At 45.8% G+C, this 14,241-nt stretch carries 14 protein-coding genes; 7 read left to right on the forward strand and 7 right to left on the reverse strand.

Features of this window, described 5'->3' with window-relative positions:
- Positions 1-49: 49 nt before the first annotated feature.
- A complete protein-coding gene (locus tag A8O14_RS02515) occupies positions 50-970 on the forward strand; it encodes a family 2A encapsulin nanocompartment shell protein (RefSeq protein ID WP_068948071.1) in 921 nt (306 codons plus the stop codon).
- Positions 957-2,723, forward strand: coding sequence for a family 2A encapsulin nanocompartment cargo protein cysteine desulfurase (locus A8O14_RS02520; RefSeq protein WP_068948072.1), 1,767 nt, complete (start codon positions 957-959; stop codon positions 2,721-2,723). Before A8O14_RS02515 ends, A8O14_RS02520 begins: the two co-directional genes overlap by 14 nt.
- Before the next feature lie 72 nt (positions 2,724-2,795).
- Here A8O14_RS02520 and A8O14_RS11835 read toward each other — a convergent pair whose 3' ends face one another.
- Positions 2,796-2,960 (reverse strand): hypothetical protein, encoded by a 165-nt coding sequence (locus tag A8O14_RS11835; RefSeq protein WP_191904665.1) that lies wholly within the window; start codon positions 2,958-2,960, stop codon positions 2,796-2,798.
- Positions 2,961-3,169: 209 nt separating this feature from the next.
- Here A8O14_RS11835 and A8O14_RS02525 point away from each other — a divergent pair, with 209 nt between their 5' ends.
- The gene (locus tag A8O14_RS02525) at positions 3,170-3,442 is read left to right on the forward strand and encodes a hypothetical protein (RefSeq protein WP_068948073.1); all 273 of its coding nucleotides are present in this window, start codon (positions 3,170-3,172) and stop codon (positions 3,440-3,442) included.
- A gap of 6 nt (positions 3,443-3,448) precedes the next feature.
- On the opposite strand, the gene A8O14_RS02530 is transcribed toward A8O14_RS02525, so the two are convergent.
- Both A8O14_RS02530 and A8O14_RS02535 read right to left on the reverse strand, forming a co-directional pair.
- A complete protein-coding gene (locus tag A8O14_RS02530) occupies positions 3,449-4,243 on the reverse strand; it encodes a sulfite exporter TauE/SafE family protein (protein ID WP_068948074.1) in 795 nt (264 codons plus the stop codon).
- A gap of 9 nt (positions 4,244-4,252) precedes the next feature.
- Positions 4,253-5,029, reverse strand: a complete 777-nt coding sequence (locus A8O14_RS02535; protein WP_068949677.1) for a ferredoxin--NADP reductase — start codon at positions 5,027-5,029, stop codon at positions 4,253-4,255.
- 167 nt (positions 5,030-5,196) lie between these two features.
- On the opposite strand from A8O14_RS02535, the gene A8O14_RS02540 reads away from it, so the two are divergent.
- Together A8O14_RS02540 and cysK are read left to right on the forward strand one after the other, a co-directional pair.
- The gene (locus tag A8O14_RS02540; RefSeq protein WP_068948075.1) at positions 5,197-5,679 is read left to right on the forward strand and encodes a disulfide bond formation protein B; all 483 of its coding nucleotides are present in this window, start codon (positions 5,197-5,199) and stop codon (positions 5,677-5,679) included.
- Positions 5,680-5,757: 78 nt separating this feature from the next.
- Positions 5,758-6,729: a cysteine synthase A gene (cysK, locus tag A8O14_RS02545; protein WP_068948076.1), complete on the forward strand. Its 972-nt coding sequence runs from the start codon at positions 5,758-5,760 to the stop codon at positions 6,727-6,729.
- A 72-nt stretch (positions 6,730-6,801) separates the two neighbouring features.
- Here cysK and lysS read toward each other — a convergent pair whose 3' ends face one another.
- From lysS to A8O14_RS02565, 4 genes are all read right to left on the reverse strand, one after another.
- Positions 6,802-8,358, reverse strand: coding sequence for a lysine--tRNA ligase (gene lysS / locus A8O14_RS02550; protein WP_068948077.1), 1,557 nt, complete (start codon positions 8,356-8,358; stop codon positions 6,802-6,804).
- 12 nt (positions 8,359-8,370) lie between these two features.
- Positions 8,371-9,475 (reverse strand): peptide chain release factor 2 gene (gene prfB / locus A8O14_RS02555; RefSeq protein ID WP_191904666.1). Its coding sequence is split into 2 segments (ribosomal slippage): positions 8,371-9,402 and positions 9,404-9,475, totalling 1,104 coding nucleotides; the frame shifts between segments, so codons are not numbered across the junction.
- 34 nt (positions 9,476-9,509) lie between these two features.
- Positions 9,510-11,273, reverse strand: a complete 1,764-nt coding sequence (recJ, locus tag A8O14_RS02560; RefSeq protein ID WP_068948078.1) for a single-stranded-DNA-specific exonuclease RecJ — start codon at positions 11,271-11,273, stop codon at positions 9,510-9,512.
- A complete protein-coding gene (locus A8O14_RS02565) occupies positions 11,270-12,229 on the reverse strand; it encodes a hypothetical protein (protein ID WP_228385098.1) in 960 nt (319 codons plus the stop codon). The genes recJ and A8O14_RS02565 overlap by 4 nt, the downstream gene beginning before the upstream one ends.
- 67 nt (positions 12,230-12,296) lie before the next feature.
- Here A8O14_RS02565 and A8O14_RS02570 point away from each other — a divergent pair, with 67 nt between their 5' ends.
- Complete coding sequence (locus A8O14_RS02570; RefSeq protein WP_068948080.1) at positions 12,297-13,559, forward strand: lipoprotein-releasing ABC transporter permease subunit; 1,263 nt, start codon at positions 12,297-12,299, stop codon at positions 13,557-13,559.
- On the forward strand, positions 13,552-14,235 hold the full coding sequence (locus tag A8O14_RS02575) for an ABC transporter ATP-binding protein (protein WP_068948081.1): 684 nt from the start codon (positions 13,552-13,554) through the stop codon (positions 14,233-14,235). Before A8O14_RS02570 ends, A8O14_RS02575 begins: the two co-directional genes overlap by 8 nt.
- Positions 14,236-14,241 lie beyond the last annotated feature (6 nt).

Here is a 14,241-nt window from a genome sequence, read left to right on the forward strand (position 1 = left end):
CTAACAAGATTTTTTCAATCATTCTTTAAACAAGTAAAAAGGAGTAGTTATGGCAGAAGTTATTCAAAGTCCAACCGCATTAGGTGACTTAGCAGCTCGGCAATTAGCCAATGCAACTAAGACGGTTCCTCAGTTATCTACAATTTCACCTCGTTGGTTAACTCAGTTATTGGGTTGGGTTCCGGTAGAGGCGGGTATTTATCGTTTAAATAGAGTTATCAATCCATCTGAGGTATTGACAGACTGTTCTAGTCGTGACGATGAGCGGGTATTACCGCAGACATTTGTGGACTATGATGCAAACCCACGCGAGTACTTCTTAAGTGCTGTAAATACAGTGTTAGACGTTCATACACGTATCTCTGACTTGTACAGCAGTCCATACAATCAAATTAGCGAACAATTGCGACTAACAATTGAAACTGTAAAAGAGCGTCAAGAAGGTGAGTTAATTAACAATGCTGAGTACGGTTTATTAGCAAGCGTTGCTCCTGATCAGCGTATTAAAACTCGTACTGGAGCGCCGACACCAGATGATTTAGATGAGTTATTAACTAAGGTATGGAAAGAGCCTGGATTCTTTTTGGCTCATCCAAAAACGATTGCAGCTTTTGGTCGTGAATGTACCCGTCGCGGTGTTCCTCCTCCAACTACAGGTTTATTTGGCAGTCAATTTTTGACATGGCGTGGCGTTCCATTGATTCCATCGGATAAGGTGAAGATTCAAGATGGTAAGTCATCTATTTTGTTGATTCGCTCTGGCGAGAAGAAACAGGGTGTCGTAGGTTTATATCAACCAAATTTACCAGGCGAACAAAGTCCAGGCTTATCTGTTCGCTTCATGGGTATTAACAACAAAGCAATTGCTTCTTATTTGGTTTCTTTATATTGCTCTTTGGCTGTGTTGACTGATGATGCGCTTGCAGTTCTTGATGGCGTTGAGGTTGGTAAATATCATGAGTACAAGTAATCAAACCCATCCAGGTCTTTTAGATCCAAAGGTATTGGCTGACTTGGCTAACCAGAACTTCTCCGACTATCAGCCGCAGTCTAATTCTGCAGGTGATCCACGTGGAGTTTTGCCAAGCGGAGCCGCTAGCCATTCATTTCAACCGAATGCATCTTTAGATTTGGCGACAATTGCACAACAGGTTCTTGCCTCTTTGCAGCAAAAGGTTGCTCATAATTCAGGGGATCAGGATCTAAATTCATTGAGTCTTGGTGATCCACGCGGTAATTTACCAAGTGAGGTAGCGAGCCATTCGATTCAGCCACCAGACTCACTAGATATTAAGGGAATCCCGCAACAGGCATTGGGCGGTACGAAGCAGCAAGCTAGTCATGATGCGCTCTCGCAAAATCCAAGCCTGTTATCTCAAGGAGGAAGCTTCGGCGCTGAGCAATTTATTCCAAACTCCTTATTGATTGGGTTGGCAAATCCCATAAATGAGCAATTAGTTAATCAGATATTTTTGAATGAAGCTCCTACAGCTAAAAATCAACATGCTGGATTTGATCCATTATTGGTTCGCAAGGACTTTCCAATTCTTTCTGAGCGAGTAAATGGTCGACAGTTAATTTGGTTTGATAATGCAGCAACAACCCAAAAGCCTCAGTCGGTAATAGATCGCATTAGCTACTTCTATGAGCATGAGAACTCCAATATTCATCGTGCTGCTCATGAATTAGCTGCCCGTGCAACTGATGCCTATGAGAGTGCTCGTGAGAAGGTTCGCGCCTTCCTAAACGCAAAATCTGTTAACGAGATTGTCTTTGTGCGTGGAACTACTGAAGCAATTAACTTGGTATCTCAGAGTTGGGGACGTCAAAATCTCAAAGAGGGTGATGAAATCATTCTGAGTAACTTAGAGCATCATGCCAATATTGTTCCATGGCAGTTATTAGCTAAAGAAAAGGGTTTGCGTCTCCGCGTGATTCCAGTAAACGATGATGGAGAGCTATTGTTAGATGAGTATCAAAAGCTCTTTAATGCTCGCACTAAGTTAGTGAGTTTTACTCATGTTTCGAACGCTCTAGGTACGATTACCCCGGCGAAGAAGATTATTGAGATTGCTCACGCAGCTGGGGTGAGGGTGTTGCTAGATGGGGCTCAATCGATTTCCCATATGAGGGTCGACTTGCAAGACCTGAATCCAGACTGGTTTGTGTTTTCTGGACATAAGGTCTTCGGCCCTACTGGTATTGGCGTGCTTTATGGAAAAGAAGACTTGCTCAATGCCACTCAGCCTTGGCAGGGTGGCGGCAACATGATCAAGGATGTAACCTTCGACCATACCCAATTTCATGATGCTCCAGGTCGCTTTGAAGCAGGTACTGGCAATATTGCTGATGCCGTTGGGCTTGGTGCTGCAATCGATTATGTCAATTCAATTGGCATTGATGTAATTGACCAATACGAGCATCAACTTTTACTTTATGCAACTCGTCTCTTAAAAGATGTGCCTGGTATTCGCTTAATTGGAACGGCAAAGGAAAAGGCTAGTGTTTTATCTTTTGTGATGCCAGGTATAAAAACTGAAGATATTGGTGCTGCCTTAAATAAAGAGGGGATAGCAGTTCGTTCTGGTCACCATTGCGCTCAGCCTATCTTGCGCCGTATGGGGGTCGAAACTACTGTGCGACCGTCTCTAGCCTTTTATAACACGTGCCAAGAGGTGGACAAGATGGTTGCTGTATTGCATCGAATCCGATCGCAGCATTAAGTTAGAAAGATTGAGGTAACTGCAGCAATAAAAAAGGCCACTTGAAAGTGGCCTTTTTTTGATACTTTTTAATTAAGCAAAAGAATCTTCAAATTCTGCAAACTTGATGGTATTCATCAGAAACAGAATGCGACGTTGGAAGCTTTTACGCTCTTCAACTTTGTCATGTGGGAGTTGGTCATGCTCGCGTAGCAACTTGGTAATTGCTGGGTTATAGAGTTCTCTAACGGGTGACATAACGATTCCTAAATTCCTTTAATTAACGCTTTGAATTAATGTACACCCCCTAATTAATGCTCGCAAGCAATCTTTAGTGCTATCGATATGCCTAAATCGAATATGGAAAGCCAAACCCCTATCCAAGACCAGTTGTTTATTTATTAGTTTTTCTTGGTTCCCCTAGGGGCCCTGGGAGCCTAAGATCTTCATATCAATTTGGAGGATTTATGGGTGAAAAGACGAGTTTTTCTACAAAAGAACACCGATTTTTTGGTTCTTTATTGAGCGCCTTAGGTGGCGTTGGCCTGATTGGTTTATCGGTTCATTTCGGGGCCAAGAATGATTTTCTGGCCACTTTATTTATTAAAGGGGGAGACTTTGTAGACTATCTACTGGGCATTGGGGTAATCAGCAGTTTTATATTGGGAGTTGTATTAGTTGCCAGACATGTTGCTAAAGAAGGGGTTGCTGAACACTTTTACGAACACACCCCTTACTAGTCAGATCTATGCCAAGACGAGTTTGATTCCAACCAATAACAAAGTAACCGCTAACGCAGTGCGGGTAAATTTCTCGGGCAAAGTGCTAGATAGTTTGGCTCCAAGCCAAATGGCAGGAACAGAGCCAAGCAAAAGACCAAATAAGAGGCTGAAATCCACGTTTCCTAACCACCAGTGTCCAAATCCAGCGACAGCTGTCAATGGAACTGCATAAGCGATGTCGGTACCAGCCACCTCAGAGGTTTTGAGGTGTGGATAAAGCATCAAAATTAAAGTGGCCCCAATCGCGCCAGCCCCGATAGAGGAAATGGTTACAAGGACGCCAATGGCACCACCAATTAAGACCGTTGCAATTTTTAATCCAACTCCATGTGGCATCTTTGTTGGATTTTTCTTTACCCATTCTAAAATTTTTCCTCTAACTGTAAGTGAGAGGGCGGTTAATAGTACCGATATACCAATGGAGAAGGTAATGAGGTGGACCCACTCCTTTGAAATCGGGCCAATTTGCTTTAAAACTAGGATTGAGGCAATCGCAGTTGTTAGGCTGCCTGCACAAAGTAGGCCAACAATATCCCATTTCACGTTTCCATGAAGACGATGTGCTGCAGTACCAAATCCTTTGGTAAGAGCTGCAAATGCCAAGTCTGTACCTACTGCAGTGGTGGGTGCAACGCCAAAAATCAGTGTCAAGATGGGCGTCATTAAAGAGCCACCACCTACACCAGTAAGCCCAACCAGTAGGCCAACCAATGCACCAGAGAAAATATAGTGCAAAGAGCTTTGCAAAAAATCAATCATATTGTCAACTTACTTCTCTACGAACGCACGTTCAAAGACGTAATCGCCCATTTGGCCAAGGCTTGGTGAGACTTTAAAGCCCTTGGCATCTAACATCTCTGAAGTTTCCTTAAGCATCGATGGGCTGCCACAAATCATGGCGCGGTCAACAGCAGGATCAAGCGGTGGTAAGCCAATATCTTTAAAGAGTTGACCAGATTCAATGGCAGTAGTGAGGCGGCCAGTGTGTTTGAATGCCTCACGAGTCACAGTTGGGTAATAGATTAGCTTTTCACGAATGAGTTCACCAAGATACTCGTCTTGGGTGAGTTCATCTCTAATGTAGTCGGCATAAGCCAATTCGCTAACCAAGCGTACGCCATGAATCAACACCACTTTTTCAAACTTCTCATAGGTCTCTGGATCACGAATGATGCTCATGAATGGCGCTAAGCCAGTACCGGTGCTAAATAGGTAGAGATGCTTGCCGGGATTTAAGTCATCCAACACCAATGTGCCAACAGACTTTTCGCTTACCAAAATAGGATCGCCAACTTGAATCTTTTGCAGGCGTGATGTTAGTGGACCATCTTGAACCTTAATACTCAAGAATTCCAAATGCTCTTCGTAGTTTGGGCTAGCAACGCTATAGGCGCGCACTAGAGGTTTGCCTTCAACCTCAAGACCAATCATCAAGAAGTGGCCACTGCGAAAACGCAATCCTTTATTGCGAGTAGTCGTGAAGCTAAAAAGAGTGTCGTTCCAGTGGTGAACGGTAAGAACAGTTTCGGTGTTATATGCGGCCATAAATGCGTATTTGTTAAAAGAAGCAAAACGTTGATTATCCCATTCTTGAGGCTCGATTTCAGCGGTAATCCACTGAAAAATAGGACTCTGTAGTGATATAGATCGGACTTTTGGTAATAAAGACCTCAATTTAAGGCTCTCAACATAGAGCCCGCTATCATTTGAATATGACCCGATCCCAATACCTTTGCCTCTCTCTATTTAGCTTCGGACTGGTCGCCTTTGCAGTGATTCTGCAGCAGACCGGCTATCAGGGCGTCAGTTTTTTGCCTTGCCCCTTATGTATTTTGCAGAGGGTTGGCTATCTTGGAGTGGGTATTTTCTGTTTGCTGGCTATTGGCATTGCTCCTCTGAGGAAGTTCTTCCATGGCATGGCTATCTTAGTGGCAGGGTATGGGGTGGCGATCGCAGGGCACCATGTTTGGCTTTTATCCCATCCCGGCGATTCTTGCGGCATTGATCCGCTCGAGCTGTGGATCAATCAATTTCAGTTGGTTCAAGACTTGCCTTGGCTATTTAAAGCGGATGGATTATGTGCTGCAAAACTGCCGGCCATTCTAGGTTTGCAAATGCCAGAATGGTCTTTGCTTTGGTTTGGAGTGTTATTGCTTGTATTGCTAATGACGTTCTTTAGAAAATCTCGTGCTTAGCTAATAACAATCCCATCTTTTACAAGATTCGTTTTAACCCATAAGATCTACACATACTTATCGCATTGAGGAATATTGATGACTTACTTTACTGATAACTCCCAAACCATTGGTCGTACACCTTTGGTTCGTCTGAACCGCGTGACCGATGGCGCTAACGCTACTGTGCTTGCCAAGATTGAAGGTCGCAACCCTGCGTATTCAGTTAAATGCCGCATTGGTGTGGCGATGATTAATGACGCCCAAGAGAAGGGTCTACTTGGACCAGGTAAAGAACTCGTTGAGCCAACTTCTGGCAATACGGGGATCGCATTGGCTTTCGTGGCTGCAGCACGGGGTATTCCACTGACGCTAACTATGCCTGAAACAATGAGTATTGAACGCCGCAAGTTGCTTACTGCTTTAGGTGCCAAGATTGTCTTGACTGAAGGCCCTAAAGGTATGAATGGTGCCGTTGCTAAGGCGAAAGAGATTGCCGAGTCTGACTCTAAGTATGTATTGCTCCAGCAATTTAGCAATCCATCCAATCCTGCAATTCATGAAAAGACTACTGGTCCAGAAATCTGGGAAGATACCGATGGCAAGATCGATGTGTTTGTAGCGGGTGTTGGAACAGGTGGCACCATCTCCGGTGTTGGTCGCTACATCAAAAATGTGAAGAAAAAGAATATTGAAGTAGTGGCAGTCGAGCCAACTACTAGTCCAGTCATCACGCAAAAGCTTAATGGTGAAGAAATCAAGCCTGCTCCACATAAGATTCAAGGTATTGGCGCTGGCTTTATTCCGGATAACCTCGATTTGTCTGTCGTGGATAAAGTGGAGCAAGTTTCTAATGAAGAGGCAATTGAGTTTGCTCGTCGTATTGCTAAAGAAGAGGGTATTTTGGTCGGCATTTCCTGTGGTGCTGCCGCGGCAGTAGCGGTGCGCTTGGCTAAGAAGCCTGAGTATGCTGGCAAAACGATTGTGGTGGTATTGCCTGATGCTGCAGAGCGTTACTTGAGCTCTGCATTGTTTGAAGGCGTGTTCGATGAAAAAGGTTTGCCAGCATAAGAACTATTGGCTTTAATGAATGTGGCAATAAAAAAGGCACCCTCGGGTGCCTTTTGTTTATTTTGGGAAAGATTACTCTTCTTCGCGACGCAAATGCGGAAAGAGAATCACATCTCGAATGTTTGGCGCATCGGTCAGTAGCATTACGAGGCGATCGATACCGATACCGCAGCCGCCAGTTGGAGGCATGCCGTACTCAAGAGCGCGGATAAAGTCATGATCAAAGTACATTGCTTCTTCATCACCAGCTTCTTTTTGCTCTACTTGTTTACGGAAGCGATTGGCTTGATCCTCCGCATCGTTGAGTTCAGAGAAGCCGTTGGCAATTTCACGACCGGTGATGAATAACTCAAAGCGCTCAGTAATGCCTGGGCGGGTATCGGATTCTCTGGCGAGCGGGCTTACCTCGATTGGGTAATCAATGATGTAAGTTGGCTCCCAAAGGTGTTCTTCAGCAACCAATTCAAATAAGGCTAATTGCAAAGCGCCTATGCCGGCATTCTTGAGGGTTGGTGCGTCCGGGTTCTCGCCACCTTTTTTCAATTCGGCGCGGATGAAATTGGCGTCATCTAATTGAGCCGCTTCGTAGTTCTTGCCGGACTGGCCACAATATTTGAGAATTGCTTCATTAATCGTGAGGCGCTGGAATGGCTTGCTCAAATCCAGTTCACGACCTTGGTGGGTCAAGACTGCGGTACCTTGAGCATCAATCGCAGCAGCACGAATCAAACCTTCTGTGAAATCCATCAACCAACGGTAGTCGGTATAGGCCGCATAGAACTCCATCATTGTGAATTCTGGATTGTGACGTGGGCTCACACCTTCGTTACGGAAGTTGCGGTTGATTTCAAATACACGCTCAAAGCCACCAACTACTAAACGCTTGAGATAAAGCTCGGGCGCAATACGCAAGAACATCTGCATATCGAGTGCATTGTGGTGAGTAATAAATGGTTTTGCTGCTGCGCCACCAGGAATCGGGTGGAGCATAGGGGTTTCAACTTCCATGAAGTCAGCATCAAGCATATGGCGACGTAGTGATGCAATCGCATTACTACGTGCTTTAAATGTGTTGCGACTTTCTGGGTTAACGATCAGGTCAACATAGCGCTGACGATATTTCGTCTCGAGATCTGAGAGACCGTGGAACTTATCAGGCAATGGGCGCAAAGACTTGCTCAATAGGCGTAAGTTGCTGCACTCAACTGAAAGTTCACCTTTATTGGTTTTGAACAGATTGCCCTCGGCAGAGATAAAGTCACCCATATCCCAGTGCTTAAAGGCGCCATGGATATCTGCACCAGTCAACTCATCATTAATATAGAACTGAATTTGTCCACTACGATCTTGAATCGTTGCAAAGCTTGCTTTACCCATCACGCGCTTGAGGATCATACGACCAGCAACCTTTACATGGATCTTTTTCTGAGCTAACTCCTCTTTAGTGAGGCTATCGTAGTGAGCATGTAAGTCAGCGGATAAATGGGTTGGAACAAAGTCATTCGGAAAGGCGACTCCATTCTCACGAAGCTTGGCAAGCTTTTCACGACGCTCCGCAATGATGTGATTCTCATCAACAACTTCAGTGGCGGGTGCTGATGTATTGGTTGAGTTGGTTTTATCGTTCATATTCGTAAGTAATTAAACGCCTTGCTTCAGGCTAGCTTCAATAAAGGCATCGAGATCCCCATCCAATACTTTTTGAGTATTGGAGATCTCAACGTTAGTACGTAAATCTTTAATGCGGCTTTGATCCAAGACATAAGAGCGGATCTGGTGACCCCAGCCCACATCGGTCTTGCTGGCCTCCAGCTTATCTTGCTCTGCGCGACGCTTTTGCATCTCATGTTCGTACAGGCGGGACTTCAGCATACTCATCGCTTCAGCGCGGTTGCGGTGCTGGCTACGGTCGTTCTGACACTGCACCACAATCCCGGTAGGAATATGGGTTAGGCGGACGGCGGAGTCAGTTTTGTTGATATGCTGACCTCCTGCACCAGAAGCGCGGTAGGTATCAGTCCGAATATCGGCAGGATTGACTTCAATCTCAATCGAATCATCAATCTCTGGATAAACATAAATGGATGCAAATGAGGTGTGACGTCCATTTGAGGAATCAAATGGAGATTTACGTACTAAGCGATGTACACCAGTTTCTGAGCGCAGATGTCCGTAAGCATATTCACCATCGACTTTGATGGTTGCGCTCTTAATGCCGGCAACGTCACCATCAGACTCTTCCAAGATTTCAGTTTTGTAACCTTTGCGTTCGCAATACTTGAGATATTGGCGGTAGAGCATGCTGGCCCAATCGCAAGCCTCAGTACCGCCAGCGCCTGCCTGAATATCAATAAAGCAATTACAAGAATCCATCTCGTTGTGGAACATACGGCGGAATTCAAGATCATTGATGACTTTGCTATAGCTTTCAACATCTTGCTCAATCGCAGCAATCGTCTCAAAATCACTTTCTTCTTTAGCCATATCGAAGAGTTCGATGGCTCCAGTGATATTGGAATTTAAATCGGTGAGGGTAGCAACAACGCCGTCGAGCAATTTTTTCTCTTTGCCCAGTGCTTGTGCTTTCTTTTGGTCATCCCAAATCGTGGGGTCTTCCAGAATCGAATTAACTTCAGTAAGGCGGCGTGACTTTACTTCGAAGTCAAAGATACCCCCGAAGTGCTTGCTCACGGGTGAGCAGATCGGACAAGGTATTTGAAATAGTATTTAGTTGTTCAGCTTCCATCCCCTAATTATAAGGGGGTTATTACATTCAACTCTCAGGTCGCAGGGGTCTCGTCATGAGCCTCAATCATCAATTGCACACGGGCTTGACCCTGATACCGATCCGTGACTAGGCGATAGGCAAGCCTGGCTTTAGCAGGCAGGCTTTGGGTGCGGTTAAACCAGACAGCTGTCAACTGCTTAGCCGCTAATGTACTTTCTGATGCATCAGATCCTAGAGGGCGGACCATCAGGCGTAGATGTTTCTCTTTCATGAGGCTTTGCTGAGTAATCTCAAAGTCTCCATAGAAAACGGGTTGTGGAAATCCTTGGCCCCAGATTTCTTCTGCAAGCAGGTCACCAATCTCAGACGTAAATTCAGAAGGTTGAAGGGCGCCATCGTGAGGATGGCGACGCTCGAGGATCTCATCGGTCAATAAGCTATTCGCCACTTCCTGAAAACAGGCATCAAACTTTTCAAAGTCATTTTTGCGAATCGTCAGGCCTGCTGCCATTGCATGGCCACCAAATTTCAGAATGAGTCCAGGCTCTCGCTTGGAAACAATATCGAGTGCATCTCGCAAATGAAATCCCGTCAACGATCTTCCCGAGCCACGTAACTCTTCTCCAGTATTGCCATCAGGAGCAAAAACAATGGCAGGGCGATTAAAACGCTCTTTGAGACGCGAAGCCACAATGCCAACGACACCTTGATGCCATTCAGGATTCCACAGGCAAATGCTCGTGCGTTGTGCCATTGTTCCTGCCAACTGATCTTCTGAAAGATGAGCAAGCGCCGTTTCCTGCATTCCAGTCTCGATTACACGGCGTTCGCGATTGATGCGATCTAGCTCTTGCGCAAGCGTCATCGCTTCATCTGCATTGTCGGTTAACAGTAGGCGTATGCCCAAAGTCATATCGGCTAGGCGTCCGGCAGCGTTGAGTCTTGGGCCAATAGCAAAACCTAAATCAAAAGTATTGGCTTTGCGAGGATCGCGGCCTGCTGCTTGGAATAACGCTTGTATACCAGGCTGAGAGATGCCGGCACGAATGCGTTTCAAGCCATTCGAGACTAAGACGCGATTATTGCGATCGAGTTGCGCAACATCAGCAACTGTTCCTAGTGCAACAAGGTCTAAGAGGTTCTCAATTTTAGGTTGAGTCTCATTAGTAAATTTACCGCGCTTACGCAGTTCTGCACGCAGTGCTACTAATACATAGAACATCACCCCTACACCAGCAAGCGCTTTACTAGAGAAAGTACAGCCCGGTTGATTGGGATTCACAATTGCCGTAGCTTTTGGTAGTCGATCACCAGGTAAATGATGGTCGGTGACAATCACTTCCATACCAAGTTCTCGGGCACGATCGACTCCCGCTTCACTCGCAATACCGTTATCAACAGTGATGAGGTATTTAGGTTTTGGATGTTGTTGTGCTGCGAGCTCAACTACTTCAGGGGTTAAGCCATAGCCCATCGTAAAGCGGTTGGGCACGAGAAACTGAATCGGGGTATCCGCTCCACCTAGCATCCGCAGGCCACGAAGACCTACCGCGCAAGCAGTAGCGCCGTCGCAGTCATAGTCCGCAACGATGAGCATAGACTCTTGTTTCTCTAGGATGTCTGCAAGCAGGCTTGCAGTAGAGAGGCAATTCTTGAGTTCTGCTGGAGAAAGTAGATTTTTGAGTTCTAGTGACAGCTCTTCAGGAGACTCCAAGCCACGCGCGGCATATAAACGTGCCAATAGTGGATGAAGTCCACTTTGTTGTAGCCAAGTGGCAGTGCGCTCAGAAAAGGGGCGTTGAGAAAAGAGGCTCATGAAGCGATGATTTCTTTCCAAGTGAGCGGTTCTGCTTTTTTCCAAAATGCCCAAGATTTTTTGTAAAGATCTTTTGCGGTAAAGATGCGCTCACGTATTTTTCCATTTGGAAAATCAATGAGGAGTAATTCATCTAGCTGTTTACTACTCAAAGCCTTGCTTAGCTGAGGCCATACGGCCTCTGGCTGAGTTAGCCATGCAAATATGCCTGCAAGGTCATCAGTCTTCATTTCTGGGCTATAAGGTATTTGTAAGTACTTGGCTAGGCCTGCCAACAAAGGGTGTTCGCCATAGATCTTTTGTGAGCCTGCGATTGCTTGGGGAGCGTGAACATCATTTAGTTTGCCAATGCCACTAATCCATAAAGAATTAATGCTGGGTAAGCCACGTTGTTCGCGTGCTTCATTAATTGGATCGATATGCCATAGCATCTGAATTTCATTCTGTAATTTACGCCAACGTTTTGCGATTCCTTCTTCTTGGGTATCGCGTGGCATCCACCAATCAATATTGCGACCATGTGCTTGATCCACGCTATAGCTTTCCAAACTTGCAAATGGACCTGCTGGAATAAACCAGTAGTGTTTGTCATGGAATAAAAGAGGACTTTTAAAATCTTCTTCAATAAATGGCAGCGCAGACTTCAGAAGTTCTGATGATTCACTTTCGGTCAGATCAATCTGATTCTGACTCATCAAAATGAGGTGGTCACGAGTGGCGTGCAGATGAATTGGCTGTAGGCAGGCAATATTTTGGCTTGCATTAAATGTCAAAGTCGATTGACCCAGGAGCAAAATGGGGGCGATTGGAACCAAATTTCCTAATAAGAAGCGCTCATGGGGAAGTCCTTTGAGTGGCTGATCCCCTGCGCCCTGAATGTCCAAAGCATCCTCCCCCGATAGCATCAGGGTAAAGCGCCGAAGGGTGCCTTGATGGGGGTTCGTGTTTACAGTCATTCCCCTGATTTTAGGTGGCATTTAGATATTCCATCGCTTTGCCTGTGCAATTGTCTAAACTGTGGCTATGTTGAGACTTCCCATTGAGCTAGAAATTGGCTTGCGCTATACCCGCTCCAAGCGTCGTAAGACGGTTGGAAAGCGTGATGGCTTCCTTTCCTTTATTTCCGGAATTTCTACTGCTGGTATTGCTTTGGGCGTGGCTTCCCTGATTGTTGTTCTATCTGTAATGAATGGCTTTCAAAAAGAAGTGCGCGATCGCATGCTCTCCGTTTTATCCCATGTAGAAATCACATCCCCAGATGGCTTGGGAAATTGGGAGTCGCTCGCTCTGAAGGTCGCAGCACAGCCTCATGTAGTCGGCGTTGCTCCGATGGTGAGCTCTCAAGGTTTGCTTACTCGCGACAATGTGATGCGAGGTGTGGCTATTCGCGGAATCTTACCAAGTGAAGAGGGTAAGGTCTCAGAATTACCAAAACAATTTATTGCCGGCAGTATTGACGATTTGAAGCCAGGCACGTTTGGTGTTGCTTTAGGTGCTCAACTTGCTTCCTTAGTAGGCGCTCATGTCGGTGATCGAATTAACCTCATTGTTCCTGAGAGTGATTTAACTCCTGCGGGTGCAATGCCACGCATGCGCACACTACAGGTAGTAGGCATTGTAGATAGCGGCCATTATGAATACGATAGTTCTCTTGCGATCATGCATTGGAAAGATGCGGCAGCCTTGCTGCGCTTGCATGATCCATCAGGCCTGCGGATTAAAGTGGATGATATGCAGCGAGCCCCAGAAGTTGCCAATGAGCTGGCTGCAGTCGTATCTCAGGCGCTTTGGGTTACTGACTGGTCTCGCTCAAATCGCAATTGGTTCGCAGCGGTTCAAACAGAAAAGAAGATGATGTTCATCATTCTGACTTTGATTATTGCGGTAGCTGCATTTAACTTAGTCTCTACGCTAGTCATGACGGTGAATGAGAAACAAGCGGATATTGCTATCTTGAGAACAATGGGTGCGAGCCCAGGGTTGATTCAAAGAATTTTCTTGGTGCAAGGTTTAGCAATTGGTTTGCTAGGATCTCTAGCTGGCGTTGGTCTTGGTTTGCTGATTGCGCTCAATATAGATGTCATCGTTCCTGCAATCGAAGCCATCTTTCGCGTGCGTTTCTTACCGCGCGAGGTTTACCTCATTAGTGAACTGCCCTCTGATGTCCGCTTAGGAGATGTGGTGACCGTTGGCTTGATGGCATTTGGCCTTTCCGTTTTAGCGACTTTATATCCAAGTCGTCGTGCCGCCAAAGTACAACCAGCAGAGGCCTTGAGATATGAATAAGGTATTGATTGCCAAGGGCTTGGCCAAGACCTACGGTCAAGGTCCTACTGCTGTAGAGGTACTTAAGTCTGTTGATTTAGAGGTAGCGCCTTCCGAGAAGGTCGCCATTGTGGGTTCCTCAGGCTCGGGTAAGAGCACCTTATTGCATTTGTTGGGTGGTCTTGATACTCCTAGTGCAGGTTCGGTCTTGCTAGATGGAGCCGACATTAATCAGCTATCTACTGCCAAATTAGATCGTCTGCGCAATCAGAGCCTAGGCTTTATTTATCAGTTCCATCATCTTTTGGATGAGTTCAGCGCTGTCGAGAACGTTGCATTGCTTTTACGTATTCGTGGTTTGAGTAATGATGAGTCGATGGAGCGTGCAAGCAAGATGCTTAAAGCGGTTGGCTTAGCCAATCGAGAATTACACACCCCAGGCGAGCTCTCTGGCGGTGAGCGTCAACGCGTTGCAGTAGCTAGAGCCTTGGTGGGTAATCCTGCTTGTGTATTGGCAGATGAGCCAACCGGAAACTTAGATACTGAAACTGCAGATGGGGTATTTGATTTAATGTTGGATATCGCGCGTGAGCAAGGTACGGCTTTTGTGATTGTGACGCATGATCCTATACGCGCTAAACGCTGCGATCGTATTTTGCATTTAGAGCGCGGAGTATTAAAGACATTCGCGCAGTGATGACAA

Origin of the sequence: Polynucleobacter wuianus (assembly GCF_001659725.1) — a bacterium.
Classification (GTDB): domain Bacteria; phylum Pseudomonadota; class Gammaproteobacteria; order Burkholderiales; family Burkholderiaceae; genus Polynucleobacter; species Polynucleobacter wuianus.